This window comes from Tardiphaga sp. 172_B4_N1_3 (assembly GCF_052076035.1).
Classification (GTDB): domain Bacteria; phylum Pseudomonadota; class Alphaproteobacteria; order Rhizobiales; family Xanthobacteraceae; genus Tardiphaga; species Tardiphaga robiniae.
In genome coordinates this window covers 1,978,752-2,004,606 of sequence record NZ_CP197238.1, presented here as the reverse complement: position 1 = coordinate 2,004,606, position 25,855 = coordinate 1,978,752, and the positions used below count along the sequence as shown (strand labels likewise).

The 25,855-nt window shown below is 62.1% G+C and carries 22 protein-coding genes and 2 pseudogenes; 16 read left to right on the top strand and 8 right to left on the bottom strand.

Features of this window, described 5'->3' with window-relative positions; translation table 11 throughout:
- Positions 1-30 precede the first annotated feature (30 nt).
- On the top strand, positions 31-978 hold the full coding sequence (locus tag AB7783_RS09265) for a Dyp-type peroxidase (protein ID WP_441277449.1): 948 nt from the start codon (positions 31-33) through the stop codon (positions 976-978).
- A 48-nt stretch (positions 979-1,026) separates the two neighbouring features.
- Entirely contained in the window at positions 1,027-1,428 is a 402-nt protein-coding gene (locus AB7783_RS09260; RefSeq protein ID WP_441277448.1) for a DUF1330 domain-containing protein, read from the top strand.
- Positions 1,429-1,470: 42 nt separating this feature from the next.
- On the opposite strand, the gene AB7783_RS09255 is transcribed toward AB7783_RS09260, so the two are convergent.
- Positions 1,471-2,934, bottom strand: a complete 1,464-nt coding sequence (locus tag AB7783_RS09255; RefSeq protein WP_441277447.1) for an L-lactate permease — start codon at positions 2,932-2,934, stop codon at positions 1,471-1,473.
- 192 nt (positions 2,935-3,126) lie between these two features.
- On the opposite strand from AB7783_RS09255, the gene AB7783_RS09250 reads away from it, so the two are divergent.
- The gene (locus AB7783_RS09250; RefSeq protein WP_441277446.1) at positions 3,127-3,465 is read left to right on the top strand and encodes a hypothetical protein; all 339 of its coding nucleotides are present in this window, start codon (positions 3,127-3,129) and stop codon (positions 3,463-3,465) included.
- An 8-nt stretch (positions 3,466-3,473) separates the two neighbouring features.
- Here AB7783_RS09250 and AB7783_RS09245 read toward each other — a convergent pair whose 3' ends face one another.
- Positions 3,474-4,151, bottom strand: coding sequence for a nitroreductase (locus tag AB7783_RS09245; protein WP_120292480.1), 678 nt, complete (start codon positions 4,149-4,151; stop codon positions 3,474-3,476).
- A gap of 265 nt (positions 4,152-4,416) precedes the next feature.
- On the opposite strand from AB7783_RS09245, the gene AB7783_RS09240 reads away from it, so the two are divergent.
- From AB7783_RS09240 to AB7783_RS09215, 6 genes are all read left to right on the top strand, one after another.
- Entirely contained in the window at positions 4,417-4,875 is a 459-nt protein-coding gene (locus tag AB7783_RS09240) for an ester cyclase (RefSeq protein ID WP_441277445.1), read from the top strand.
- A 241-nt stretch (positions 4,876-5,116) separates the two neighbouring features.
- Complete coding sequence (locus tag AB7783_RS09235) at positions 5,117-5,476, top strand: hypothetical protein (RefSeq protein WP_439058546.1); 360 nt, start codon at positions 5,117-5,119, stop codon at positions 5,474-5,476.
- 54 nt (positions 5,477-5,530) lie between these two features.
- Positions 5,531-6,802, top strand: coding sequence for a divalent metal ion exporter subunit IhpA (gene ihpA / locus AB7783_RS09230; RefSeq protein WP_441277444.1), 1,272 nt, complete (start codon positions 5,531-5,533; stop codon positions 6,800-6,802).
- Positions 6,799-7,809 carry a divalent metal ion exporter adaptor subunit IhpB gene (gene ihpB, locus AB7783_RS09225; RefSeq protein ID WP_441277443.1) on the top strand — a complete coding sequence of 337 codons (1,011 nt, stop codon included), beginning with the start codon at positions 6,799-6,801 and terminating at the stop codon, positions 7,807-7,809. The genes ihpA and ihpB overlap by 4 nt, the downstream gene beginning before the upstream one ends.
- A 21-nt stretch (positions 7,810-7,830) precedes the next feature.
- Entirely contained in the window at positions 7,831-11,055 is a 3,225-nt protein-coding gene (locus AB7783_RS09220) for an efflux RND transporter permease subunit (RefSeq protein ID WP_441277442.1), read from the top strand.
- A complete protein-coding gene (locus AB7783_RS09215) occupies positions 11,052-11,420 on the top strand; it encodes a hypothetical protein (RefSeq protein ID WP_441277441.1) in 369 nt (122 codons plus the stop codon). The genes AB7783_RS09220 and AB7783_RS09215 overlap by 4 nt, the downstream gene beginning before the upstream one ends.
- Before the next feature lie 65 nt (positions 11,421-11,485).
- Here the strand turns inward: AB7783_RS09215 and AB7783_RS09210 are convergent, their stop codons facing one another.
- The 3 genes from AB7783_RS09210 to AB7783_RS09200 all read right to left on the bottom strand — a co-directional run bounded on the left by AB7783_RS09210 (position 11,486) and on the right by AB7783_RS09200 (position 13,238).
- Positions 11,486-12,283 (bottom strand): lytic transglycosylase domain-containing protein, encoded by a 798-nt coding sequence (locus AB7783_RS09210; RefSeq protein WP_441277440.1) that lies wholly within the window; start codon positions 12,281-12,283, stop codon positions 11,486-11,488.
- A gap of 16 nt (positions 12,284-12,299) precedes the next feature.
- A complete protein-coding gene (locus AB7783_RS09205) occupies positions 12,300-12,476 on the bottom strand; it encodes a hypothetical protein (RefSeq protein WP_441277439.1) in 177 nt (58 codons plus the stop codon).
- A gap of 210 nt (positions 12,477-12,686) precedes the next feature.
- Positions 12,687-13,238, bottom strand: coding sequence for a hypothetical protein (locus tag AB7783_RS09200; RefSeq protein ID WP_439058540.1), 552 nt, complete (start codon positions 13,236-13,238; stop codon positions 12,687-12,689).
- A 264-nt stretch (positions 13,239-13,502) separates the two neighbouring features.
- Between AB7783_RS09200 and AB7783_RS09195 the strand changes: the two genes are divergently transcribed.
- The 7 genes and pseudogenes from AB7783_RS09195 to AB7783_RS09165 all read left to right on the top strand — a co-directional run bounded on the left by AB7783_RS09195 (position 13,503) and on the right by AB7783_RS09165 (position 19,207).
- The gene (locus AB7783_RS09195; RefSeq protein ID WP_441277438.1) at positions 13,503-14,846 is read left to right on the top strand and encodes an alpha-hydroxy acid oxidase; all 1,344 of its coding nucleotides are present in this window, start codon (positions 13,503-13,505) and stop codon (positions 14,844-14,846) included.
- A 146-nt stretch (positions 14,847-14,992) separates the two neighbouring features.
- The gene (locus tag AB7783_RS09190) at positions 14,993-15,247 is read left to right on the top strand and encodes an ester cyclase (RefSeq protein WP_139285825.1); all 255 of its coding nucleotides are present in this window, start codon (positions 14,993-14,995) and stop codon (positions 15,245-15,247) included.
- 156 nt (positions 15,248-15,403) lie between these two features.
- Positions 15,404-15,501: pseudogene (locus AB7783_RS09185) on the top strand (AraC family transcriptional regulator); the annotation flags it as partial.
- Between the two features lie 255 nt (positions 15,502-15,756).
- Entirely contained in the window at positions 15,757-16,587 is an 831-nt protein-coding gene (locus tag AB7783_RS09180) for an alpha/beta fold hydrolase (RefSeq protein WP_441277437.1), read from the top strand.
- Between the two features lie 148 nt (positions 16,588-16,735).
- Positions 16,736-18,391 (top strand): acetolactate synthase large subunit, encoded by a 1,656-nt coding sequence (locus AB7783_RS09175; RefSeq protein ID WP_441277436.1) that lies wholly within the window; start codon positions 16,736-16,738, stop codon positions 18,389-18,391.
- 135 nt (positions 18,392-18,526) lie between these two features.
- A pseudogene (locus AB7783_RS09170) lies at positions 18,527-18,658 on the top strand (alkene reductase); the annotation flags it as partial.
- Between the two features lie 48 nt (positions 18,659-18,706).
- Positions 18,707-19,207, top strand: a complete 501-nt coding sequence (locus tag AB7783_RS09165) for an alpha-hydroxy-acid oxidizing protein (protein WP_441279668.1) — start codon at positions 18,707-18,709, stop codon at positions 19,205-19,207.
- A gap of 184 nt (positions 19,208-19,391) precedes the next feature.
- Here AB7783_RS09165 and AB7783_RS09160 read toward each other — a convergent pair whose 3' ends face one another.
- The 3 genes from AB7783_RS09160 to AB7783_RS09150 form a co-directional block, all read right to left on the bottom strand.
- Positions 19,392-20,033: a hypothetical protein gene (locus AB7783_RS09160; protein WP_441277435.1), complete on the bottom strand. Its 642-nt coding sequence runs from the start codon at positions 20,031-20,033 to the stop codon at positions 19,392-19,394.
- A gap of 223 nt (positions 20,034-20,256) precedes the next feature.
- A complete protein-coding gene (locus tag AB7783_RS09155) occupies positions 20,257-21,738 on the bottom strand; it encodes an AAA family ATPase (protein WP_441277434.1) in 1,482 nt (493 codons plus the stop codon).
- A gap of 80 nt (positions 21,739-21,818) precedes the next feature.
- On the bottom strand, positions 21,819-25,562 hold the full coding sequence (locus AB7783_RS09150) for a vitamin B12-dependent ribonucleotide reductase (protein ID WP_441277433.1): 3,744 nt from the start codon (positions 25,560-25,562) through the stop codon (positions 21,819-21,821).
- Positions 25,563-25,855 lie beyond the last annotated feature (293 nt).

Below are 25,855 nucleotides of genomic sequence, written 5' to 3'. Positions count from 1 at the left end.
GTGACACAGCGGATATCGAATGGATCGAACATGGTTTCAAGCTTACCGGCTCCCGTGTCCCAGTCGGTCGCTGCCAGGCTGACGCGGGCGGCGATATTCCTGGTCGTGACGATCAATCCCGGACCGGCCCCCGAGAAGGCGGTTCGTGGCTTGTGCGGCGACCTGTCGAGCCTGCTGCGCGGCGTGGGATTCCGCAATCTCAACGGGCAGTTGTCCTGCATCATGGGGTTCGGCTCTGACGCCTGGAGTCGGGTGTTCGGAGCGCCGGGTCCGAAAGACTTGCATCCGTTTCGCGAAATTCGCGGCGTGCATACCGCCGTTTCGACACCCGGTGACATCCTCTTTCACATCCGCGCGGCGAGCATGGATCTCTGTTTCGAGCTGGCGACGCACATCATGTCGCGGCTCGCCGACGCGGTCTCGGCCGTGGACGAGGTGCACGGTTTCAAATTCTTCGACGACCGCGATCTGATCGGCTTTGTTGACGGAACTGAAAACCCGGTCGGTCAGGCCGCCGACGCGGCCACCCTTGTCGGCGATGAAGACCCCGGCTTTGCCGGAGGCAGCTACGTGATCGTGCAAAAATATCTGCACGACGTCGCGCGGTGGAACAAGGTGCCTGTCGAGGAACAGGAGAACATCATTGGCCGGTACAAGCTGTCCGATATCGAACAGCGCGATTCCGAGAAGAAGCCGTATGCGCACAACGTCCTGACGTCGATTGAAGAGAACGGCGAGCAGCTTCAAATCCTGCGCGACAACATGCCGTTCGGCGAAGTGGGCAAAGGTGAGTTCGGCACCTATTTCATCGGTTACGCCCGTTCCCCGCAGCGCATTGAGAAGATGCTGGAGAACATGTTCATCGGCAACCCGCCGGGCACTTACGACCATCTGCTGGATTTCAGCCGCGCGGTGACGGGGACGCTGTTCTTCGTTCCCACAGCGACGTTCCTGGACGATGTCGATCCCGAGGCTTAACCGGTGTTCGCTTATTTGCCCGCGGCTTGCTGAAACAGGAGATTGTGCATGGGTGTCGATCTCTTGAACATCAAGGGGCTCAAAGAGCTGGAGCACCAGGGCCCGATCGTCATGGTCAATCTGATGCGATTCCGCGAGCGCTCGCTCGACGGCGATGGGTCGGGCTGGGACGCCTATCTGCGTTACAGCGCGCTGACCGTGCCGATGATCAAGGCCCGCGGCGGCACCTTGCTGTGGACCGGTGACGCCAAGGCCGTCGCGCTCGGCGAACCGGACGACCAGCAGTGGGACTATCTGGCGCTGGTGTATTATCCCTCCGTTGCAGCCTTCATCGAGATGATGACGTCACCGGACTATGAAAATCTCTGCGACCCGCACCGGACCAACGGCTGTGCCGAGCATGTGATCATTTGCACGAGCGAGGCTTACAGCAAGTTCAAGATCGGCTGAGGGGATCGACACCGGATTCCGGCTTATTCGAGCCACCAAACCTCATATGAGCCGGGTGGCGATGAGGACGGAGATCACGAGCAGAACCGCGACGATGACCACGACGAAGGGGAACATCGCGCGATAGGCGTCCCGCTCGTGGCCGGGGGTGCCGGCGAGATTGCAGACGATCGACATCCGCACCGGCGAGACCATGTTGAGCGACAGCGCAGCGGCATGCTGAAGCGCGACGACGGCGGCGACGTCGAGGCCGGCCTCGGTGGCGAGGCTGAGCTGCGAGGGCATGAACAACCCGTTGGCCGCATTGCCGCTATTGGCCAGCGCGCCGAACACGGCCGAGATCATCGGGGTGACCGTCACCGACCAGACCCCGAACGTGTCGTACATGCCGCGGGCGAGGCCGCCGGCGATGCCAGAGCGCGACAGCAGTTCGGCCATCATCGAGAACACGATCACCGTAAGGACGGCGAGCCGGCCGGTCTTCCAGGCGGCTGCGATCTCCGCAGGGAAGGCCCGCTGATGGCCGTGCAGCAGGGCGGTCAGCACGGCGGCTGCGACCAGCCAGGTGCCGGCGTGAAACAACGGCGCCCAGATAGGCACGCCTGCGAAAGGCTGGATGCTCCAGGACGACTGCAGAAGGTGATTGAGCGGCGGCACGAGGCGCGTCAGCGCGAGCCAGCCGATCAGCAGTGTGAATGGCAGCATGCGCCGTGCCGCAGCGGCGATCGCCCCGCGGTCCGGCTTTTCGTCGATCAGATAACGCAGCACGATGGCCGGCCCGAACGCCGCCAGCATCGCCGGCTCCGGCCCGAGAAACGCCGTCGCGACGATGGCGAGGCCGAGACTGCCGAGCAGCCAGAGCGCTTCATTGGCGCGCTCGCGCCAGTCGGCTCCGATGCCGGCGCGCTCCGCCATGCGCCAGTAGATCGGCAGCCACAGGATGTTGAACACGAGATAGATGAGACTGGTGTGCAGCGCGAGCGCGGTGGGATCGGTCCGCGCGAAGGCGGCGCCGACCACCGCGCCGCTGCCCATGGCACCCCACACGATCATGGTCTGGCTGATCAGCGAGAAGGCGAGGAGCTCGATCGGCTTCAGGCCGAGCCGGCGGATCAGCACCATCGTCCCCATGATGCCAATGCCGAAGCCCGTGGCGGATTCCGCGAAGGGCCCGATCAGATAGCAGGCGGTGAACAGCAGGCGGCGCCGCGCTCGCGCATCCGGCAGTGACGTCTCGACCGGCATGGCTGCGTCGCCGGGGCGGATCGCCATTTGCCAGAACAGCAAGCCGCCGAGAATATAGGGCACGACGATCCAGCCGATCCATGCGCCGCGCAGCAGCGCCGTTCCAGCGTCAGTGATCCCGAACAGTTGCGGGGCGGTGGCCAGTGCGACCGCAAGTGCCGTGGCGAGGCCGATGAGCGAGGCGGGGAGCGTGCCGGCGAGCCCGCTAGCGATGGCGCCGATCACTGCCAGCGCGGGCAGCGCCCAGATCAGGTAAAGCACGTTCCGCCCCCAGGTTTCTCGTTGGAGGCTGGATGCGCGGGAAAGGCAGGGACGTCAACCGCGCTGCGCGCATAGGGCGCGTGCAACGTCGATCCGCCCAGCGCTTGCTGAACCGCAACGCGTTTTGCCCGACCAACCCATGGGAGCGCTATCCAGACGCGGCGTCACTCAATCAGCCCCGGGAGAATGCACGTGACGTCGAAAGCATTGGCGATCGCGCTGGCGCTCCTGGCGTCTCCGGTATTCGCCGCCTGCGACGAGCCCGGTACCGGCACCAAAGACACGCCGATCTTTTCGCCGCCGCTCGGCGCCGTCGTCACCGGTACAGGGCGCCTACAATTCCATTCGGCGCCAAGCGCGGATTGCGCGATGGCCGATGTGTTTGTCATCCCCAGGGATCATCTGGTCGCTTATGCTGAAACGCGCGACGGGTGGACCTCGGTGATGTATGCGCGTGCGACGGGCGGCGGCGTCACAGGCTGGGTCAGATCATCCCGCCTGAAACACACCGGCACAGCCGGACCGCAATAGGCGACACGTTAGTTGTCGAAGCCGACGAACACCGTCGCTTCCTCGACCGACTTGCGTTCGGACACCACCGCGTTCGCGGGAAAGCTGTCATCGGGCCATCCGAGCGCAATGCTTTTCATGATGACCTGATCGTCCGCAATCCCGGCATGCTCGCGCACCACCGGTGACTGCATGATGCCCTGGCTGTTGATCACCGCGCCAAGGCCGCGCGACCAGGCGGCGTTGACGAGGGCGGTCGCCACGGCGCCGCAATCGAACGGCGTATCGTCGCTGCCATCCAGCACGCGGTCATAGGTCACGATCACGCAGACCGGCGCGTCGAACTGGCGGAAGCCGCGCAGCACCCAGTCCTGCCGCATCTCCTTGTCGTCCCTGGCGATCCCCATCGCCGAGAACAACTGCTTGGCGACGCCGACCTGCCGGTCGCGGTGATGACCCCCGAAAGCCTGACCGGTGCGAAATTCGCGTGACTGCGGGATACCTGCGATCATCCGTTCGGTATTGCCGGCGCGGATCCTGTCGAGCGGCTCGCCAGTGACGACGTAGAAATTCCACGGCTGGGTGTTCATCGACGACGGCGCGCGCATCGCCAGATTGATGATTTCCTCGATCAGCTTTTTGGGGACCGGATCGGGTTTGTAGCCGCGGATGCTGCGGCGGCCGAGAATGACGTCATCGAACTTCATAGGCCTGGAATCTCCCGGGGGCGTTTCTGAATTGGGCGGGATATTCCCGGTTTCCTGGGCCGTGTGCAAGATTGACGTGAGGGGCAGGAGGCGGTCGCCGTTCAGTTGCGGGGCGGAACAGCGAAGCGTATTCCGCTGCGCAAACATCTCGATGGCGGCGGATTACGCTTCGCCAATCCGCCCTGCGATTGCTAGTGTTGTTGTTCAATCCCATCATGCCGGGCCGAGGGCGATGAACACACGCAGCGATCATCTTGAAAAGCCAATGACGTTCGACGGCGTGACGCTCACGCCGCAGAAGGAGGTGGTCCGTGCCTTCTACAAGGATATGTGGGACCATGCGGACGTGACTTTGATCCCGCAAATCTTCCATGAGGATTTCACGTTCAGGGGATCGCTCGGACCGGTGCTGGTCGGACATGACCAGTTCGCCGACTATGTGCGCTGGGTCACCGGCGTGCTGCAGAATTATACGACGGACATTCTCCTGATGATCGAGGAGGGCAATCGCGTTTCCGGCAAGGTCTACTTCCACGGCGTTCAACGCGAAGCGATGTTCGGCAATCCGCCGACAGGAAAACTCGTCGGTTGGCTTGGAGCGCCGATCTTTTCGTTCGACGGGCCGAAGGTGCGCGACCTCTGGGTGCTCGGTGACATCTACGGCCTGCTCGGGCAGATCAGGACAGATGGCATGCAGGGCAACGAATTTTCCACGTCCCGGTGAGACTGGCCGAAGCGCACTCAACCCGTCCGATTGAGTTCCTCTCCTGCAGCTACCTCCCACGATCATGACCATGTGGCCAGACGTCGCGCTTGCCACATTTGCGATCTGGTTACTCGTTAACATGGTAACACGCAGGCAATACGTACCCTGCGCATAACCATATGTTGTTATATTGTTGCGCATCGACATGAATCGCCGATCCGTGCTACCTCGCTCGCAGAGTTTGAAAGAGAAGCTGAAAGTGACGATTTTCGCCCGCATTCTTCGCCATGGCCTGCTGCGCATCTCGCGCAAGGCGTTGGTGATGGTCGTGCTGGCGACGTACATTTTCGCCGGCGCCATGCACGGTCTCTGCGAATTCGATGTGACCAATCCGTCCGGAGCGACGATCGTCTCGCTTGCGGAGAAGGCGACCGGCCATTCCGACAAGGGAGTCGTCGCGGACAATCACTGCCATGGCTGCTTCTCCGTGACAGCACAGCCGCTCGTCTTTGCGGCGATGCCCGTCTCCATCGAGACCCGCACTGCGGTTTTTCACGATGTCGAACGTCGCAGCCTGCCGCGTGGGATCGATCCTCCCCCACCCAAATTCCTGACCTGACCGTCATCGCCGGGCGCTTGGCGCCCAGACTCCGTCATTCGTCAGGTTTCCATCATGTTCTCGAAGATCGCCACGCGTTTCGCGTGCGCGGCTGTGCTCTTCGTCAGTTCGTCGCTGACGGGGGTAGCTCATTCGCAAACCCTCACCATGGGTGCTGCGCTTCAACGCGCGCTTGCCGCCAGTCCGCGTCTGACAGCCGCCGAGCGTGACGTCGGAATCGCGCGTGGCCAGCGCATCCAGTCCGGCGCGCTGATCAATCCGGGGATTTCGTACGAGCAGGACAATTCGTTCGGGTCGGGCGCCTATAGGGGAACCCGCTCGGCGGAGACCACGCTGCAGGTCAGCCAGATGTTCGAGCTGTGGGGCAAGCGCGATGCGCGCATCGCTTCCGGTCAGGCGGGCCTCGATGCCGCGGGCATCGGACGCCAGGCCGTCCGGCTTGAAGTGCTGTCCGAGACCGCGATCGCCTTCGTGAGCGTGCTCGGCCTGCAGCGACGGATTCAGATTCTCGACGAACAGATCGAGGCGATCGACAAGATCTCGCCGCTGCTGCAGCGGCGCGTCGAGGCTGGCGCATCATCCATTGCGGAGACCGGACGCGCCGAGGTCGCGTCGGCACTGGTCAAGGCCGACCGTGAGCGCACGAGGTCGTCGCTCGCGAGCGCGCGCCGTGAACTGGCGATCCTGATGGGCGATAGCGCGGCGAAATTCGCGGCCGTCTCCGGACGGCTGGAAGCGACCGGCAGGCCGCCGACCTTTCAGTCGGTGGTCGCGGCGATTGATGCGAACCCGCAGCTCGTCCGCTGGAAGGCGATCTATGCGCAGCGCAACGCTGAACTGCTGCTCGCCCGGCTGAAGCCCTATCCGGACGTCACGGTATCCGCCGGATGGCGCCGCTTCAGTGAGACCGGCGACAACGCCGTTCGGCTTTCGCTGTCGGTGCCGATCCCGGTGTTCGACCAGAACCAGGGCAACATCCTCTCTGCGCAGGAAAGCCTCGCCAAGACCGCCGCAGAACGCCAGGGCAACCGCAACATGCTGATCGTGGTGGCGGGCCGCGCCTACGACTCGCTGCAGGGCTCGCTGCGCGAACTCGCCATCCTGCGCGAGACCGCGATCCCCAAGTCCAGGGACGCGGCCGACGCGATTTCCGAAGGCTACGGGCAGGGACGCTATTCGCTGCTCGAAGTGCTCGACGCCCAGGCCAGCGTCGCGCAAGCGCGCCTGCGCGAACAGGAAGCCCAGCAGAATTTCCACGTCGCCGTCGCCACCATCGAGGGGCTGGTCGGTAATCCGTTTGCACTGGCGCGGGGGAGCGCACGATGAACAAGCCAATCATGGTCCTGGTGGCTGCGGCCGCGATCTTCGCGCTCGGCGCTGGCGTCTACGCCACCGCACCGAGCAAGTCCGATACGCAGACCGCGGCCACCTCCAAGGCCGCCAGGCCAGGCGACAAGGCCAAAGGCGAGAAGGTGAAGGGCGAGAAGAGCCACGACGAGAAGGGCCACGGTGACGAGGGCGTCGTGGAAATGAGCGACGCGCGCGTCGCCTCGTCCAACATCGAAATCCTCTCCGCCAGAAGCGAAACGCTGCACGACTCTCTGGTGCTGAACGGGATCCTGCAGCCCAATCAGGAGACGCTGGTGCAGGTGACGCCGCGTTTTCCGGGCGTCGTGCGCGAGATCAAGAAGCGCATCGGCGACACCGTCGAGAAGGGCGAACTCCTCGCGAAGATCGAGAGCAACCAGAGCCTGAGCGTCTATGAGATGCGGGCGCCGATCTCGGGGACGGTGATCGACCGCCAGATCTCGCTCGGCGAATATGCCTCCGAGCAGAAGCCGGCCTTCATCGTCGCCGACATTTCGACGGTCTGGGTCGATCTGTCCGTTTACCGCCGCAACCTGCCGCGCGTCCGGATCGGCGACAAGATCCTGATCGACGTCGGCGATGGCGGGAAGCCGATCGAGGCGAGCCTGTCCTATATCTCGCCGGTTGGCAGCAGCGACACGCAGAGCGCGCTCGCACGCGCCGTCGTGCCGAATATCGACATGCGCCTGCGTACCGGCCTGTTCGTCTCGGCACGCCTGATCCTGTCGGCCAAGCCGGTCGCGATCGCCGTTCGGGCGTCGGCGATCCAGACGGTCGAGAACCGCAGCGTCGTCTTCGTCCGCAGCGGCGACAAGTTCGAGGCGCGCGACGTCGAACTCGGCGCGCGCGACTCCGACAATGTCGAGATCCTGTTCGGACTGCTCGACGGCGACAAATACGCGGCGAAGAACAGCTTCATCGTGAAAGCGGAGCTCGGAAAGGGATCGGCGTCCCATGAACACTGAGCTCGCTCCGGGAATTCGACCATGATCGACAGGCTTCTCGCGTTCTCCGTGCACCAGCGCTGGCTGGTCATGATCGCCGTGTTGATGATGGGCGCCTTCGGCGTCTGGAACTTCACGCGCCTGCCGATCGACGCCGTCCCTGACATCACGAATGTTCAGGTTCAGATCAACACCAACGCGCCGGGCTTCTCGCCGTTGGAGGTGGAGCAGCGCATCACGTTCCCGATCGAGACGGGGATGGCCGGCCTGCCGAACCTCGTAAACACGCGATCGCTGTCGCGCTACGGCCTCAGTCAGGTCACCGTCGTGTTCAAGGACGGCACGGACATCTATTTCGCGCGTCAGCTCGTCAACGAACGCGTCCAGCGAGTGAAGGACTCGCTGCCGACCGGTATCGAGACGGCGATGGGACCGGTCTCCACCGGCCTCGGCGAGATCTACATGTATACGGTCGAGGCGAAGGAGGGGGCGAAGAACGCCGAGGGCAAGCTCTACACGCCGAGCGACCTGCGGACCGTGCAGGACTGGATCATCAAGCCCCAGCTCCGCAACGTGCAGGGGGTCAACGAGGTCAACACCATCGGCGGTTTCGAGAAGCAGTTCCACGTGCTTCCGGATCCGGCCAGGCTGATGGCCTACCGTCTGAGCTTCCGCGACGTCATGACGTCGCTCGCCAACAACAATGCCAATGTCGGCGCCGGCTATATCGAGAAGAACGGCGAGCAGTATCTGGTGCGCACGCCCGGACAGGTCGCCGACGTCGAGGAGATCCGGCAGATCGTCATCGGCTCCCGGAACGGCGTCCCGGTCCGCATCCTCGACATCGCGGAGGTCAAGGAGGGCACCGACCTGCGAACCGGCGCGGCGACCGTCGACGGCAAGGAAGTCGTGCTCGGCACAGCGATGCTGCTGATCGGCGAGAACGGCCGGACCGTCGCGCAGCGTGTTGGGCAGAAGCTGGAGCAGATCCAGAAGTCGCTGCCGGAGGGCGTCTCTCTCCGTGCGATCTACGACCGCACCCATCTGATCGATGCGACCATCGCGACCGTCGAGAAGAATCTGGTCGAGGGCGCGCTGCTCGTCATCGCGATCCTCTTCCTCATCCTCGGAAACTTCAAGGCGGCCTTCGCCACCGCGCTCGTCATTCCGCTGTCCATGCTGTTCACCATCACGGGCATGTTCGAGAACAAGGTCAGCGCCAATCTGATGAGTCTCGGCGCCATCGATTTCGGCATCATCATCGATGGCGCCGTCATCATCGTGGAGAACTGCCTGCGTCTGCTCGCCCATGAGCAGGCGAGGCGAGGGCGCCTGCTCAGCCGCGAGGAACGTTTCGAGACGATCATCGAAGCGTCGCGCGAGGTCATCAAGCCCAGCCTGTTCGGCACGCTGATCATCGCTGTGGTTTATCTCCCGGTGCTCACGCTGACCGGCGTCGAAGGCAAGATGTTCACGCCGATGGCGCTGACCGTGCTGATGGCGTTGCTGGGCGCTAGCATCCTGTCGATGACCTTCGTTCCGGCCGCTGTCGCGCTGTTCGTGATCGGCAAGGTCTCCGAGAACGAAAACTGGTTCATGCGCGCCGCGCGGCTGACCTATGTGCCGTTGCTCGATCTCGCGATCCGTCTGCGCGTCGTCGTGGCGGCCGCGGCCGTGGCGCTGGTCGTCGTGAGCGGATACGCCGCGACGCGGATGGGCGGCGAGTTCATCCCGAGCCTCGACGAGGGCGACGTCGCGATCCAGGCGATGCGCATCCCCGGAACCAGCCTCACGCAATCGCTCGAGATGCAGATGGCACTGGAGCGGCGGCTGGCCAGGATTCCGGAGGTGAAGGAATCCTTCGCCCGCACCGGTACCGCGGAGGTGGCGACGGACCCGATGCCGCCGTCGATCTCGGACGGCTATGTCATGCTCAAGCCGCGCGACCAGTGGCCGGATCCGAAGAAGTCGAAGCTCGATCTGATGAAGGAGATCGAGGCCGCATCCGAGGAGGTCGCAGGCAGTCTTTACGAACTCTCGCAGCCGATCCAGCTTCGCTTCAACGAATTGATCTCGGGCGTGCGCAGTGACGTCGGCGTCAAGATCTTCGGCGACGACCTCGACGTGCTGGCAGGGATCGCGGGGCAGGTGCAGTCGGCGCTACAGAACATCCAGGGCGCCGCGGACGTGAAGACCGAGCAGGTCGCAGGGCTTCCGGTGCTGACGGTCAAGCTGGACCGCAAGGCGCTGGCGCGCTTCGGCATCAGCGTCTCGGACGTGCAGAACCTGGTTGAGATCGCCGTGGGCGGCAAGACCGCCGGCTTGGTGTTCGAGGGCGACCGCCGCTTCGATCTCGTTGTGCGCCTTCCGGACGAACTGCGGACGGATATCGAGGCGATCAAGGCGCTGCCGATCCCGCTGCCGCCGCTGGAGGGCCAGCCGAGCCAGAGCAAGGCGATGCCGGCGGCGTTCGGCACCTCGCCGCTGGCCCAGATGCGTTACGCGCCGCTGTCGGAATTGGCGGAGATCTCGGTCGCGCCGGGCCCGAACCAGATCAGCCGCGAGGACGGCAAGCGCCGTATCGTCGTCTCGGCCAATGTGCGCGGACGCGATCTCGGCTCTTTCGTCGGCGAGGCGCAGCAACAGATCGCCCAGAAGGTCAAGTTGCCCGCGGGCTACTGGATCGGTTGGGGCGGCCAGTTCGAGCAGCTCGTCTCGGCGACGCAGCGCCTGACCATCGTGGTCCCGATCGCGCTGCTGCTGATCTTCCTGCTGCTGTTCATCAGCCTCGGCTCCGTGGCGGACGCGCTGCTGGTCTTCAGCGGCGTGCCGCTGGCGCTCACGGGCGGCATCTTCGCGCTGCTGTTGCGTGACATTCCGCTGTCGATCAGCGCGGGCATCGGCTTCGTCGCGCTCTCGGGCGTGGCGGTGCTCAACGGTCTCGTCATCATCACCTTCATTGAGCGGCTGCGCCGCGACGGAAAGAAGGTGGTGGAGGCCGTGCGCGAAGGCGCGCTGACGCGCCTGCGGCCTGTGCTGATGACGGCGCTGGTGGCATCGCTCGGCTTCGTGCCGATGGCGATCGCAACGGGTGCGGGGGCCGAGGTGCAGCGCCCGCTCGCGACGGTCGTGATCGGCGGAATCGTCTCGTCCACCATCCTCACGCTTCTCGTTCTTCCGGCGCTCTACATCCTGTTCCGCCGGGAATCGTCGCCTGCCCATGCAGAGCCGAAGCCCGTCCATGCCATCCAGGGAGACCATCGATGAAGACAATCCTGCTCGCCCTATCCGCGCTGTTGCTGGTGGCTCCGGCGATGGCGCAGCACGCCCATCAGAAAGGGCCGAATGGCGGACCCATGGAGGATGTCGCCGGCGTGCATGTCGAGATGATCGCTGCGGGGAAGGTGCTGACCTTCAACATCCTCGACGAGGCCAACAAGCCGCTGCCGGCCAGCGGCTTTTCCGGCGCGGTGTTGCTGATAGCCGGAAGCGACCGCGAGACGCTGCCGCTCGTCACCGCCGGGACGGCATTGAAGGCCGAAGCGAAAAGCGACATCGCCAAGGGCGCGTCGGTGAGCGTCACGCTGAAGACCGCCGATGGCAAGTCCGGGCAGGCGAGGTTCAAGAACTGAGGGGATCAATCCCGGATGACGCAAGAGCTTCATCCCGGCTGCGCTTGCTCGACCCAAACTACGCGCTATTTATCGCTATCGGATGCCATCAGCAGGAACTTGCGCTTCAACGCGTTGACCCTGGAGACGTAACCCGCAACGGAATGGTCGCCGCATCGCTCACTGGCCGTCATCTGGAAACGACGGCGTGCATAAGCGGTGGCGGGTCCTCCACCGCACAGATGGATGAAGGCGGCGAGATCCTGCACCTGTTGCGGGGTCGGCGCCACGCCGCCGGCGCGCGCGAGGACCGCGGCGACATTGCGGTCCAGATAGATCGATGCGAGCTCGGTGGCATGGCTCGGGATGGCACGAATATAGGGGCCGAAGCCGCAGCCCGTATCCTGAACCGCGTTCGCCCGGATGCAGAAGCGCGAAACTTCGGCATAGGCCGGATCGGTCATTTGAAAGAGACCGACGGCGCTGGATGCGGGCCGATAGATCGCGAACGGATTGAAGCTGAACCGCCAGCGCCAATAGGTGCGATCCAGGGGATTGCCGGAACTCTCGACCTGCGCCAGCGCAGCGAGCAATTCGGGCGTGATCGACCGCGTCGAAAAGGCGCGAAACAGCGGCCCGTAATGCCGCCACGTTTCGGCCGGCTCCTTGTCCAGCCTGTGGCCGACAAAGAAGAACAACTCGGTCGGCTTGTGGATCACGTGATAGATGAGGTTGGACAGCACGAGGGTGACAAGCACGATTGCGACGGCGCCAGTGATTTGAATGGCGCGCGGCAGTTTCGCGAGCGTCCGTTGCGCCGAGCGCAGGCTGCGCCGCCAGCGGCGACGGCGTTTGGCGCTGAAGATGAACGGGACCTTCGTCATGGCTGATGGCAGCGCGCTAATCCACCCGCGGCTGGCTGATGCCGAGCTTCTTGACGCGGGTGCGGACTGATAGCGGTGACCGCTTCAACCGGATCGCGATCTCGTTGACGCTGCGACCGACCGACAATTGCCGCCGCAATTCTTCGTCCTGCTGTGAGGTCCAGACAGCGTCGGATTTCTGGCTTAGTTTCATGAGAACTTATAATAGTCTGTAGCCCGGATGAAGCCAACGGGTCGCGCGCCGCGCGCTCGATGATAAACTCCGCGTAATTCAGGCTACGCTTGCTTTCGCGATACGCAGTCGCCCCGCTTCACAGCGCCGGACGGCGAGCGGCCGGGTTTCGTGACGCGCGGGTCGCGATGGTTTCGCCGGCAGCAGACGTCTCGACGTTGGTGCATCCGACTACTGGTTCTGGATGGAGACGCTCATTCCGCTCAGGTCGAAATCGAACTGGAGGCCCAGTTGCTCGCCTTCCAGCGTCAGGACGACGCCCTTGGCGTTGCGCATCTGGATGGCGCGCCTGCCTGCACCGACCGCCACACCTGCACCGAGCGCCGTATAAATGCCTTCGATGTCCGAAGCCTGATGCATATTTTGCGCCGCGCCGACCAGATCGGTCGAGGAGCCCCCAAATGTCAGGCCCGCGCTCACGCCGCCGATGCGAAACGGATACATCTCCCCACGGAAACTGAGGATTCCGCTCCCTGCCTGCGCTCCGATGAACCATCCGGCCTTGAAGAACTTGAAGCGGACTTTGCCGGTGTCCGCGTGAGCGGGCAGCGACAGTGCGGCGGACAGCAGAGTTGCAACGGTGAGACGCGTGAGGCAGCGAGCTATTTGAAAGCGCATATTGATATTCCGGTCATCGGGCTGCCGCGTGACGGCCCCGCGGCAACTAGATAGAGCATCGCAGGACTCGTCAATAACGGAGGTCGACGCGCGGTCGCCTCCCAACGGGCGCAACGTCCGACGTCAACGCGTGGGGCGCAAGTGCGACCTGTCCGCCGTAGCTCGCAGAGCGAAGGCGAAAGCGTATTGCGTCGATATGACGATGGCGGATTACGCAGCGCTCATCCGGCCACCGCTTGCCGATGGACATGCGACCAGAATTGTCATTATATCGCCAGAATGTCATCGCCTACCTGAAGACACTGACGTGACGACGATACAGACCAATCCGCCTAACCTGCAGCACTCATTCGCATTCGAAAGAACACGATGACAGGTCTCTCGCGCAGGACGACGCTGGTGAAGGCGACAAGTGCAGCCGGGGTGTCGGACGTTACAGAGCGCACCATGATCGCGCGCCGCCAACTCCTGCGTTTTTTCGCCGCTAGTCCTCTTCTCACGGCGACCTCTCTCGGTACAATCACCACCCTGTTGACGGCTAACTCGGATGCGCTCGCGCAGAGCTACGACGTGCTGCGCGGCTCCCGAAGAGCGTTCGGCCCGGACGGCATCATCACCGCTCCGGCCGATGCGCTGGACGTGTTTGAGTTCGAGCCGGCGGCGAAGAAGGCCGTGCTCAGCCAGGATGCGCCAGCCCACTGGGGCTATCTCCAGAGCGGCGTCGACGGCGACGTGACGCGCGACGCCAACCACACGGCCTTCGCGAAGTACAACATCCGCGTTCAGCGTCTCATCGACGCGCGGAAGATCGACACCAGCGTGAAGATCTTCGGCGAAACCTGGGCCAGCCCCATCTTCATGTGCCCGGTCAGCAGCCTCGGCGCCTACGATCCCGAGGCGGGGGTCACCGTGGCGCGCGCCGCTGCCAAGCGCAACCATCAGATGATTCTCTCGACGGTCGATAATGCGAGCATCGTCGACGTCAACAAGGCGCACGGCCGGCCCGCCTGGTTCATGTTGTATCCGACCGATGACTGGAATGTGACGCGCGCGCTGGTGCAGCGCGCCGAGAGCGCTGGCTCTCCGGCGATCGTCCTCACGGTCGACCGCCAGGGCGGCCGCAATACCGAAACCCTGTTCCGCGAGCGGCGCCAGGACCTGCGCGAGTGCTCGGGCTGTCACACACCGGGCTTCACCAATGAGGTCAGCCGCAAGGCCAACTTCGCGGACATCGACGTTTCCAAAGTCACCAACCTCTACGGCACCGGGATGACGTGGGAGTTCGTCGATCGCCTGCGCGGGATCGTCAAGGGCAAGCTCGTGCTGAAGGGCATCATGACGGGTGAGGACGCCAAGGAGGCGTTGCGCCATGGCGTGGACGGCCTGATCGTCTCCAACCACGGCGGGCGCGCGGAAGAGAGCGGGCAGTCGACGATCGGTGTGCTGGCAGAGGTCGTGGATTCGGTGGGCGGCCGCATCCCTGTGCTCATCGACGGGGGTGTACGCCGCGGCACCGATGTCCTGAAGGCGCTCGCTCTGGGCGCCACCGCCGTCGGCATTGGCCGGCCTTACGTGTGGGGCCTGGCGTCGTTCGGCGAGGCCGGCGTGGACCGGGTGCTGCAGATCCTGGACGATGAGTTCATCACGATCATGCGGCAGGTGGGTGCGCTGGACATCAACCACATCACGCGGCGCTGCGTCACCAGCGCCTAGCCGTGCCCGACCTCCGATGAATGAACGGCGCCTCGTGCCTCGACCAGGGCCGTGGACGGTTTGACCGGGCACTGCAAGACATCCAAGGGATTAGGGAAAACGCAGCGCGTAGGGCGCAAGTGCGAAGCGTATTCCGCCGAGAAACAGTGGCGGCGGATTACGCTGCGCTAATCCGCCCTCGCTTGGCGCAGCACTACGCGACGGACATTTTGGTAGTGATCGAGGAAGGGCACCGCGTTTCCGGCGAGGTGTTCTTCCACGGCATCCAGCGCGAAGCGATGTTCGGCCATCCGCCGACTGGCAAGCATATCGACTGGCTGGGCGCGCCGATCTTCACCTTCGATGGTCCCAAAGTGCGCAACCTCTGGGTGCTCGGCTTCCGGTGCGTCGCGAGGTCTTGAGCGAAGCAGCAGACGGCATTGTAGCTGTAGATCGCTGAATGTCCGCATCTGTCGCCCACGGGGTGGATTGCGGCTTTCTGAACCGGAGGTCGGCAGTTCGATCTCTCCGGCACCATCCGACCAATTACTTCGTCCTCGCGGTCTCCGGGCGCCATCGCTGCAGCGCTGGGCTATTCGTCCCAAACCGCGTTCGCCCCGGCGTTCCGGAAGCTGACGGCGAAACTCCGACCGATTGGCGCCGACGCGTTGTCTGACGGCAATCGCTCTGCAGGTCGAGCAATCGCTCTGGCGCAGAAGGACGCCTGCTTCACTAGAAATCATCGTGCCACGTCAACGACAGGAGACGAACGATGAACTCAAAACGCGTCGTCAGTGGGCTTGCGAATGCCTCCCGACGGAGGGTGCTTGCGACCACGCTTACGTATGCGATTTCGCTAGTCGTCAACTTCACGTCGGCCGCCGGCATCCAAACAATACCCCCCATATATCCAACGCAGAGGAACGATCCCATGACCTCCATCACCACCAAGGACGGCGTACAGATTTTCTACAAGGACTGGGGCACGAAATCGGCCCAACCGATCGTCTTCCATCATGGTTGGCCGTTGAGCTCAGATGACTGGGATAACCAGATGCTGTACTTCGTCGGCAAAGGCTTCCGCGTCATCGCCCATGATCGACGCGGTCACGGTCGATCGAGCCAGGTAAGCGACGGCCACGATATGGATCACTACGCGGCCGATGTCGCTGCGTTGGTCGAACATCTCGATCTGCGCAATGCGATTCACATCGGACATTCAACCGGCGGCGGCGAAGCGACACGGTATGTCGCTCGTCACGGTAAGGGCCGCGTAGCCAAGCTCGTGATCATCGGCGCAGTGCCGCCGTTGATGCTGAAAACCGCTGCCAATCCCGGAGGCTTGCCCATCGAGGCGTTCGATAACCTGCGCAGCCAGCTTGCAGCCAACAGGTCGCAATTCTACCTCGATTTCTCGGGCGGTCCGTTCTACGGATACAATCGTCCTGGAGCAGAACCGTCGCAGGCGATCATTCAAAACTGGTGGCGCCAAGGCATGATGGGCAGCGCAAAAGCGCACCACGACGGCATCAAGGCCTTCTCGGAGACGGATTTCAGCGAGGACCTGAAGAGCATCGCTGTGCCAACGCTCGTCCTGCACGGCGACGATGATCAGATCGTGCCTATCGCGGATTCCGCTCTTCTGTCCGCGAAACTTCTGAAAAACAGCACACTCAAAATCTACGAGAAGCTACCTCACGGCATGTGCACGACCCACGCCGACATCATCAATGCCGAGATTTTGTCCTTCATAAAGGCGTAGATTTTTCGCTTCACCGACCGCGTCACCGAAAGCCAAGCTCATTCGCTCTCAAAGTGCGGCAACGGTGACGCGCGTCTGTTCCACCAAACGTTTCATTAAATGGGCCTGTTTGTCTGATACGGTACTGGGCAAACGGAGGAGCTTGACGATGAACAACGAGGACCGGGAAATGAAAGGCTCCGATCTGCTAGTGGCAGCCCTCGAAAACGAGGGCGTCGACCGCATCTTTGGCGTCCCCGGCGAGGAGAACCTCGACGTCGTCGAGAGCTTGCGCAAGTCTTCCATCGAACTGGTTGTCACGCGTCACGAGCAGCCCGCCGCCTTCATGGCAGCGACCCACGGGCGCTTCACAGGGAGACCTGGTGTCGCCCTCAGCACTTTGGGGCCCGGAGCCCTGAATCTCTCGACAGGGGCTGCCTATGGGCTCCTGGGAGGCATGCCGATGGTCCTGATCACTGGCCAGAAGGCGATCCACGCCAGCCGGCAGGCGCACTTCCAGATCGTGGATGTCGTTGCGAGCATGAAGCCGCTCACGAAACTGTCGCAGCAGATCGTAAGTGCGTCTTCCATCGCGACCGTCGTCCGGAACGCTTTCCGGATTGCGATGGAGGAGCGTCCTGGACCCGTGCACCTGGAGCTTCCGGAAGATGTCGCGGCGGAGAAGGTTTCCGGCGTTTCGGTCGTTCCGGTCCACCCGACCGATCTCCCGGCGCCCTCGACGGACGCCGTCCGGAAGGCCGCCGAGCTCATCCTCTCGGCGAAATGCCCGTTGCTCATGTTCGGTGCCGGTGCCAGCAGGCCCAGGCTGGCGCCCGCGCTCTCCGAATTCGTCCGCCGGGTGAAGATCCCATTCTTCAACACGCAGATGGGGAAGGGGGCCGTCGGCGGGGCGTCCGACTACTATGTCGGCACGGCGGCGCTGAGCGAACGCGACTACGTCCATCGCGCGATCGACTGCGCCGACCTGATCATCACCATCGGCCACGACACCATCGAAAAGCCGCCATTCATCATGGGGCGTGGCCGCCATCAGGTGCTCCACATCGGATTTACGCCGGCGACGGTCGAGGAGGTTTACTACCCGCAAGCTGAACTTATCGGCGACATTGCGAAAGGTCTCGACATGCTGGCGGCCGAGCTCGATGGAAAGCTCAAGCAGACCACGCAGTGGGACGGTGTACGCGCGGATATCCTGCGCCACATCGGCGACCGGGCCAACGAAGACCGCTTTCCGCTGACCCCGCAGCGGATCGTCCACGACGTCCGCCAGGTCATGCCACCCGACGGCATCGTCGCATTGGACAACGGGATGTACAAGATATGGTTCGCGCGCAACTACCGCACGGACGTCGCCAACACGCTGCTGCTCGACAACGCGCTTGCGACGATGGGAGCGGGGCTTCCGTCGGGCATGATGGCAGCGCTACTGAATCCGAAGCGCCGTGTGCTCGTTGTCGCCGGCGACGGCGGTTTTATGATGAATTCGCAGGAACTGGAGACCGCGCAGCGTCTGAAGCTCGATCTCGTCGTGCTCGTCATCGAGGATCACGCCTACGGGATGATCAGGTGGAAGCAGGCCGTCGACGGTTTCGCCGATGCGGGGATGACTTTCCGCAATCCGGATTTCGTTGCCTACGCGCAGTCCTACGGTGCCCAGGGTCATCGCGTGACAGAGGCGGGCGGTCTGGCACCGACACTGGAGAAGGCCTTCGCGGCTGGTGGCCTCCACCTCGTGGTGGTGCCGGTGGACTACAGCGAGAATGTTCGCGTGCTCGTGGAGGAACTGGCCGATATGCAGCACTAATCCGAAAAGGATTTGCCGATACGCGAGGTCGCCTTCCTCGTCACGGTGACGACGCGAAGATTGACCCAGAACGGACTTCGTCAGCCGGTCGATGAGGCGACGAAAACCGCCAACTGGGCATCGAAAGCGCGCTTGTATATCGGCAACAACAGCTACGATCTCGCGATCGAGCGCCGCGCAGCCGGCAAGATCGATGCTGGGGCCTTCGGGCGCCCGTTCATCGCCAATCCAGACCTGGTCGAGCGACTACGAAGAGGTGTGCCGCTGACCCCATGCGCCGCGCGAGTCCTACTACGGCGGCACGCATCGCCAATTATGCCGCCGTTCCGCCGGCGTTGCGTACCAAACACTGGCTTTTCGGAGACACAGGCGGGGTTCGCCGGAGGCGTTTTCTTTCTTGCTTATGCCGTCGGTTCGCTGATCTTCGCCGGCGTGCATGTCGAGATGATCGCTGCGGGGAAGGTGCTGATCTTCAACATCCTCAACGAGGCCAACAAGTCGCTCCCCGCCAGCGGCGTTTCCGGCGCCGTGCTGCTGACGTCCGGAAACGACCGCGAGACGCTGCCGCTCGTCACATCCGGGACTGCATTGAAAGCCGAAGCGAAGGGCGACATCGTCAAGGGCGCTTCGGTGACCGTCACGCTGAAAACGGCCGTCGGCATTGGCCGGCAATACGTATGGGGCCTGGCGTCGTTCGGCGAGGCCGGCGTGGACCGGGTGCTGCAAATCCTGGACGATGAGTTCATCACGATCATGCGGCAGGTGGGTGCGCTGGACATCAACCACATCACGCGGCGCTGCGTCACCAGCGCCTAGCCGTGCCCGCCCTCCGATGAATGAACGGCGCCTCATGCCTCGACCATGGCCGTCGATGGCTTGACTGCGCACTGCAAGACATCCAAGGGATTAGGGAAAACGCAGCGCGTAGGGCGGAATAGCGAAGCGTATTGCGCCAAGAGACAGTCGGCGGCGGATTACGTTGCGCTAGTCCGCCCTATCGCTACTTCGAAGTCTTTTGCCTCTCTATACTTACATCAACAAGGCGGCGCGTAACTCCGCAGCCGAAAGCCATACACAGCCCGCCGATTGTCAGAACGAGAATCTCAAATTGCGAAAATGACCTTATCGAGAGGCCTCGCTCGAACTCAAGGTCGGCCATCTTCATGTTGAATGAGTTGATTTCTACGATCTTTGCGTTGATCTCAGTTGCAGCATCGATGAACGGCTTCGATGAAAATTGATCGATGATAGGCGGTATTCGTGGAAACCGGCGAGGATCAAGTGCAACGATCGCAACTATAGTGCGACCAAGCACAACGCAATCGTGTACAATCTCCGGGTCGTTTGGAAAAGGAGGCCCCTTCGGGCACAGCTCAATAAGCCGTTCTCCGACTTCACTTATTCTTCGTGAACTCTCTTCAATGCTGTTAAGCCTAGAGAGGTCGTATCGCATGTGTGACTGGAAGTTCTCCAAATAGAAAATAGATCCAATGAGGCCAACACCAGTCAGTAGATACCCGGCTAGATCGATACATTTTGATACATGGGCCGTAGTACCAAAGGTCACGAAGGCGGCATAAGCGCCCCCGCCGCCAACAAAAATAAGGGCAAGCAGTGTTACGGTAGTCTGTATAATGGTCATCTTGTTATCAACGGGTTACTTATTTTTCCGTCGTCATTGTTCTCTCAGAAGAAAATGCACTGCGCTGGAAGTGCAGCGCTGGCTGCTTTAAGCGAATCTCACGAAGGAATGAACTATAAAAACGTCGTGAGCTGAATTCTAGGAGGCTTCGAGTGAAATAGCAAAACGTATTCTGTAGCGCTGATATCAAGTAACGGCGTACTGCTCCAGTGTAGGAAACTTACTAAGGCGCTCGTTTTGAGGCCGATGCTTCCCAACACTTTGGTCGCGTCAGTTTCAGTGCCTCGATCAATTTTTGTCCAAGATAGGCCGGGAGGCTATGATCGCCTGATGTCGTCGGACCTGTAAGTAACCCTGCAATGCTCTGTCCTACGACCACTTCCCAGGCTTTATTCGAGCCGGCTAGCATCATGATGATATTGCGGAGCTCCTTGATGTCGCTGGTCCGCCTATCATAGCCGCTGTCGCGGAAATCTTTCATTGCGGGAAATTGCTGGTGATCGGGAAATTTCTCAAGCCAATCGCCTATGCTAGCGCGTATTGTCTCCCAATCGGTTCCCATGCGCTTGAGAACGTCATCGGATAGTATAAGATTTTCTGCGGCCCGGCAAAATAGTCGCATCCTTTTAACGATGGGTTTGTCATCAATTTCGTAAGGATTTTCATCCCGGTCACGGAGGGAGTATGCGCGAGCTTTGTCGTAAACGGCGCCGGCGATTAGTTCGACTTTATTTTCGTAATCGTCCAAGCTTTGGATATCGCCGGCGTGACATGGCCAGACTCTTATGCGCCCTTGAGATGTACGCGCCGCTTGCTGCCAAATACGTTCGTCGTCCTCTCCCTCAACAAGTAAGATCGGATTACTGTTGAAAACGTTTGATAGGGGATGAGCTCCAAATATTGGAAGAATGTCTCTTATCGAGGATACTATCGGCATGAATTCAATTGCATTCTGCCGTGGGAGAATGAAGCCCACGCTGGTACTATCCTCGTCACTTAGGGCGCCTAGAATGGCTGTGCTATGTGTGGCGATAATTACGGTTATCTGCCTATCTGCCACGGCGTTCTTTAGAAGAGTCATGAGGCGTTCTTGTAAGTCGGGATGTAGGTGAACGTCCGGCTCGTCCAGAAGTAAATATGAATCTCGGTCTTTGTAACCTTCAGTCTCGTATGCAAACGCGAGAATTTCTATTGCAAGGCTGATTAGCTCGGCCTCTCCGCTGCTAAGCGAATTTGCAGGCCGCTTTGCGCCACCAATTTTATCTTTTATTTCGAAGCCTACGCCGTGACCCGGTTCGATTCGTACGTTGTCCAGCAGATTGTTGATCGCGTTCAATGTTGTATCGAATGAGAAACCAAGGTCCTGCCGAGTGGCTTTGTCTGTCGCTATCTTTCTCAATACTAGCGTTTCAAGCCTACGATATTCGCTTACGCTCATTTGCCGAAAGCTCTCGTAGCGATTGTTACGACGTACGTCGTCTTTCCAACCTGGATTTTGTGAGTCGGCCGTTTCGATGCTGCCGTCGTATGTTAGCTGCCCGCCACGTTCTGGTGTAATGTAGCGACAGGTGCCAATTTGGGGCAGTTGCGCCTTTTGTTGATCGAGTATTCTTAAGAGCGTGCTTTTCCCGCTGCCGTTTTTTCCCATGACCACGTTGATCTTTGTGAGATTTTTCAAGCTTCGATTGCTGACTTGAATGTTCATGATCATCTCCAGACAAAAAAACGGCGGCCACTGGGCCGCCGTTTGACTATTCAACTATGTATTATAGATGCTTGCTTGTATCACGAACACCCCGTGGTGGACCCACAAGTATCACACTTCATGCAGGTCCCATTCCGCACCAGCGTGAAGTTCGAGCACTCGCCGCACATGTCGCCTTCGTAGCCCTTGGCTTTCGCTTCGGCGCGGCGTTCGGCCTTGCTGGGCGCGGCAGCTGCGGCGCTTCCCGCTTTGCTCCAGGCCTGAGCCTCGAGTTTTTCGGTCGGCGAGAGCGCGTGCTCGGGCTCGGCGGTCTTGAGGGCCACCGCGGCATCTCCGCTGCCGTGGCGGGCGGTGGCGCCCGACGCGTTCAGCGAGGTGACGTTGCCCGAAGCGCGGGCGTCGGTGTTCTCAGCCGGGGCCGGCGCGCGCATGACGACGAGGTTGTCAGTGCGCGAGCGGGTCAGGCCCTTGGAGACATACTTGTTCTGGTCGGCCGGCGCCTTGCCTTCGTCCTCGCCCTTGCCGAGCGCATCGAAGCCCGACTCGGAGACGTCGACATGGCCGAGATCGAAGCGCGACATGTAGGAGACCGCGAGTTCGCGGAACACATAGTCGAGGATCGAGGTCGCGAACTTGATGCTGTCGTTGCCCTGTACCGGGCCCGCGGGTTCGAAGCGGGTGAAGGTGAAGGCGTCGACATATTCCTCCAGCGGCACGCCATACTGGAGACCCAGCGAGACGGCGATGGCGAAGTTATTGATGAAGGAGCGCAGCGCCGCGCCTTCCTTGTGCATGTCGATGAAGATCTCGCCGAGCCGGCCGTCGTCATATTCGCCGGTGCGCAAGTACACCTTGTGACCGCCGACGACGGCCTTCTGGGTGTAGCCCTTGCGGCGATCCGGCATCTTCTCGCGGTCGCGCATCACCACGATGCGCTCGACCAGACGCTCCACCACCTTCTCGGAGATCGCGGCGGTGCGGGCCGCCATCGGCTTTTCCATCAGGTTCTCGAGCGCATCCTCGTCCTCGTCGTCATCGCTAATGAGCTGCGAGTTGAGCGGCTGCGAGAGCTTGGAGCCGTCGCGGTACAGCGCATTGGCCTTCAGCGCGAGCTTCCACGAGAGGAGGTAAGCGGACTTGCAATCCTCCACCGTGGCGTCGTTCGGCATGTTGATGGTCTTGGAGATCGCACCCGAGATGAAGGGCTGCGACGCCGCCATCATGCGGATGTGGCTTTCCACCGAGAGATAACGCTTGCCGATCTTGCCGCAGGGATTGGCGCAATCGAACACGCTGTAGTGCTCGGCCTTCAGATGCGGGGCACCTTCCACCGTCATCGCGCCGCAGATGTGCACGTTGGCGGCTTCGATCTCGCGCTTGGTGAAGCCGAGCGCGGCGAGCAGGTCGAAGCCCGGAGCCGCAATGGCTTCGGCTTCGATCTTGAGGACGTCGCGCAGGAAGTCCTCGCCGAAGGTCCACTTGTTGAAGGCGAACTTGATGTCGAAGGCGGTCGGCAGCGCAGCCTCGACCTTCTTCAGCGCCTCATCGGTGAAGCCCTTGGCCTTCAGCGTCGAGGCATTGATGCCCGGCGCGTTGGACAGCGAGCCGTGACCGACGGCATAGGCCTCGATCTCGGCGATCTCGCTTTCGCGATAGCCGAGCACGCGCAGCGCGGCCGGGACGGCGCGGTTGATGATCTTCCAGTAGCCGCCGCCGGCGAGCTTCTTGAATTTCACCAGCGCGAAGTCAGGCTCGATGCCGGTGGTGTCGCAATCCATGACCAGGCCGATGGTGCCGGTCGGCGCCACGACGGTGGTCTGGGCGTTGCGATAGCCATGGAGTTCGCCGAGTTCGAGGGCGAGATCCCAGGCGATCTTGGCGCGGGTGACGATGTCGGCCTGCGGGCAGGAGGCATGGTCCAGCGCCACAGGCGCCACGGCGAGGCCTTCATAGCCGCGGGTTTCGCCATGGGCGGCACGGCGATGGTTGCGGATGACGCGCAGCATGTGGGCTGCGTTCTTCTTGTAGCCGGGGAACGGGCCGAGCTCCTTGGCCATCTCGGCCGAGGTCGCGTAGCTGACGCCGGTCATCACAGCGGTGAGGGCGCCGCACAGTGCGCGGCCTTCCTTGGAGTCATAGGACAGGCCCATGGTCATCAGCAGGCCGCCGATATTGGCATAGCCGAGGCCCAGCGTGCGGAACTCGTACGAGAGTTCGGCGATCGGCTTCGACGGGAACTGCGCCATCATCACCGAGATTTCGAGCACCATGGTCCACAGCCGGCAGAGATGCTCGTAGGCGTGGATGTCGAAGGTGGCCGAAGCGGTGTCGTAGAAAGTCAGCAGATTGGCCGAGGCGAGGTTGCACGCGGTGTCGTCCAGGAACATGTATTCCGAGCACGGATTGGACGCGCGGATATCGCCCGACGACTTGCAGGTGTGCCAGTCGTTCATGGTGGTGTTGAAGTGCAGGCCGGGGTCGGCCGACGCCCAGGCGGCGTAGCCGATTTTCTCCCAGAGATCGCGGGCCTTGATGGTCTTCATGACCTTGCCGTCCTTGCGGGCGATCAGGTCCCAGGTGCCATCGGTCTCGACGGCGCGCAGGAAATCGTCCTTCAGCGAGACGGAGTTGTTGGAGTTCTGGCCGGCAACGGTGAGGTAGGCTTCGCTATCCCAGTCGGTGTCGTAGATCGGGAAGTCGATGTCCTTGTAGCCCTGCTTGGCATACTGGATGACGCGCTTGATGACGTTGTCATTGACCAGCGAGCGGCGGGCGAGCTTGATCTCGCGGCGCAGCGCCGGGTTCTTCTCGGGATCGAAGCAGTCGTCGCCGGAGCCTTCGCAATTGACGCAGGCCTTCAGGATCGCCTTGAGGTGCTTCTGGTTCATCTTCGAACCAGTGACGAGGGCCGCGACCTTCTGCTCTTCCTTCACCTTCCAGTCGATATAGGTCTCGATATCCGGATGGTCGGCATCGACCACGACCATCTTGGCCGCACGGCGCGTGGTGCCGCCCGACTTGATGGCGCCGGCGGCACGGTCGCCGATCTTCAGGAATGACATCAGGCCGCTTGAGCGTCCGCCGCCCGACAGCTTCTCGCCTTCGCCGCGCAGCTTCGAGAAGTTCGAGCCGGTGCCCGAACCATACTTGAACAAGCGGGCTTCACGCACCCACAGGTCCATGATGCCGCCTTCATTGACCAGATCGTCCTCGACGCCCTGGATGAAGCAGGCATGCGGCTGCGGATGTTCGTAAGCCGACTTCGACTTGGTGAGCTTGCCGGTCTTCCAGTCGACGTAATAGTGGCCCTGGCCGGGACCGTCGACGCCGTAGGCCCAGTGCAGGCCGGTGTTGAACCACTGCGGCGAATTCGGCGCGACCATCTGCTTGGCGAGCATGAAGCGCAGCTCGTCATGGAAAGCGTGGGCGTCGGCTTCAGAGGTGAAGTAGCCACCCTTCCAGCCCCAATAGGTCCAGCAGCCGGCGAGGCGGTCGAACACCTGCTTGGATGAGAGCTCAGAGACGAAGCGCTCTTTCTCGGGCAGTGCGGCGAGGGCCTCGGTGTCCGGCACCGAGCGCCACAGCCACGACGGCACGGTCTCCTCCTCGACCTTCTTCAGTTTGGCGGCGACGCCGGCCTTGCGGAAATACTTCTGGGCCAGCACGTCGGAGGCGACCTGCGACCACGAGTCGGGCACTTCAACGCCTTCAAGCTTGAACACCACGGAGCCATCCGGATTGCGGATCTCGGACGTGGTGTGGCGGAAGTCGATCCCGGCATAGGGCGACTGTCCTTCGGTGGTGTAGCGGCGTTGAATCTGCATCGTGGTCGTGCCCCGTCTTAAGCCCGACACCCCATCTGGCGGCATCGGCGATTTCTGTTAGCGACGTCCGGGTTGCCCCAAATTCGCCGCAGCTTGGCCGGGTGAACCGGTCCTGTTTTCTCTGTGGAGCATGTGCTGGCCGTCATCTCGGCCACCCGGGACTGCCGGGGTCATGCTTCCTTGGATCGGGCTTCCTCGCTGTTGCGGGTCGACCTGATCCTAACGCCTCACCACACTGTTTGAGCCGGTTTCCGGCCCGTTTTTTAGTGCTCCAAACGCCGACTTTCCGGCCC

Excerpts from the sequence above, each read along its gene's own strand:
- AB7783_RS09265 (WP_441277449.1), top strand. The coding sequence starts at position 31 with ATGGTTTCAAGCTTACCGGCTCCCGTGTCCCAGTCGGTCGCTGCCAGG.
- AB7783_RS09260 (WP_441277448.1), top strand. The coding sequence starts at position 1,027 with ATGGGTGTCGATCTCTTGAACATCAAGGGGCTCAAAGAGCTGGAGCAC.
- AB7783_RS09245 (WP_120292480.1), bottom strand. The coding sequence starts at position 4,151 with ATGAAGTTCGATGACGTCATTCTCGGCCGCCGCAGCATCCGCGGCTAC.
- AB7783_RS09240 (WP_441277445.1), top strand. The coding sequence starts at position 4,417 with ATGACGTTCGACGGCGTGACGCTCACGCCGCAGAAGGAGGTGGTCCGT.
- ihpA (WP_441277444.1), top strand. The coding sequence starts at position 5,531 with ATGTTCTCGAAGATCGCCACGCGTTTCGCGTGCGCGGCTGTGCTCTTC.
- ihpB (WP_441277443.1), top strand. The coding sequence starts at position 6,799 with ATGAACAAGCCAATCATGGTCCTGGTGGCTGCGGCCGCGATCTTCGCG.
- AB7783_RS09220 (WP_441277442.1), top strand. The coding sequence starts at position 7,831 with ATGATCGACAGGCTTCTCGCGTTCTCCGTGCACCAGCGCTGGCTGGTC.
- AB7783_RS09215 (WP_441277441.1), top strand. The coding sequence starts at position 11,052 with ATGAAGACAATCCTGCTCGCCCTATCCGCGCTGTTGCTGGTGGCTCCG.
- AB7783_RS09210 (WP_441277440.1), bottom strand. The coding sequence starts at position 12,283 with ATGACGAAGGTCCCGTTCATCTTCAGCGCCAAACGCCGTCGCCGCTGG.
- AB7783_RS09205 (WP_441277439.1), bottom strand. The coding sequence starts at position 12,476 with ATGAAACTAAGCCAGAAATCCGACGCTGTCTGGACCTCACAGCAGGAC.
- AB7783_RS09195 (WP_441277438.1), top strand. The coding sequence starts at position 13,503 with ATGACAGGTCTCTCGCGCAGGACGACGCTGGTGAAGGCGACAAGTGCA.
- AB7783_RS09180 (WP_441277437.1), top strand. The coding sequence starts at position 15,757 with ATGACCTCCATCACCACCAAGGACGGCGTACAGATTTTCTACAAGGAC.
- AB7783_RS09175 (WP_441277436.1), top strand. The coding sequence starts at position 16,736 with ATGAACAACGAGGACCGGGAAATGAAAGGCTCCGATCTGCTAGTGGCA.
- AB7783_RS09165 (WP_441279668.1), top strand. The coding sequence starts at position 18,707 with ATGCCGCCGTTCCGCCGGCGTTGCGTACCAAACACTGGCTTTTCGGAG.
- AB7783_RS09160 (WP_441277435.1), bottom strand. The coding sequence starts at position 20,033 with ATGACCATTATACAGACTACCGTAACACTGCTTGCCCTTATTTTTGTT.
- AB7783_RS09155 (WP_441277434.1), bottom strand. The coding sequence starts at position 21,738 with ATGAACATTCAAGTCAGCAATCGAAGCTTGAAAAATCTCACAAAGATC.
- AB7783_RS09150 (WP_441277433.1), bottom strand. The coding sequence starts at position 25,562 with ATGCAGATTCAACGCCGCTACACCACCGAAGGACAGTCGCCCTATGCC.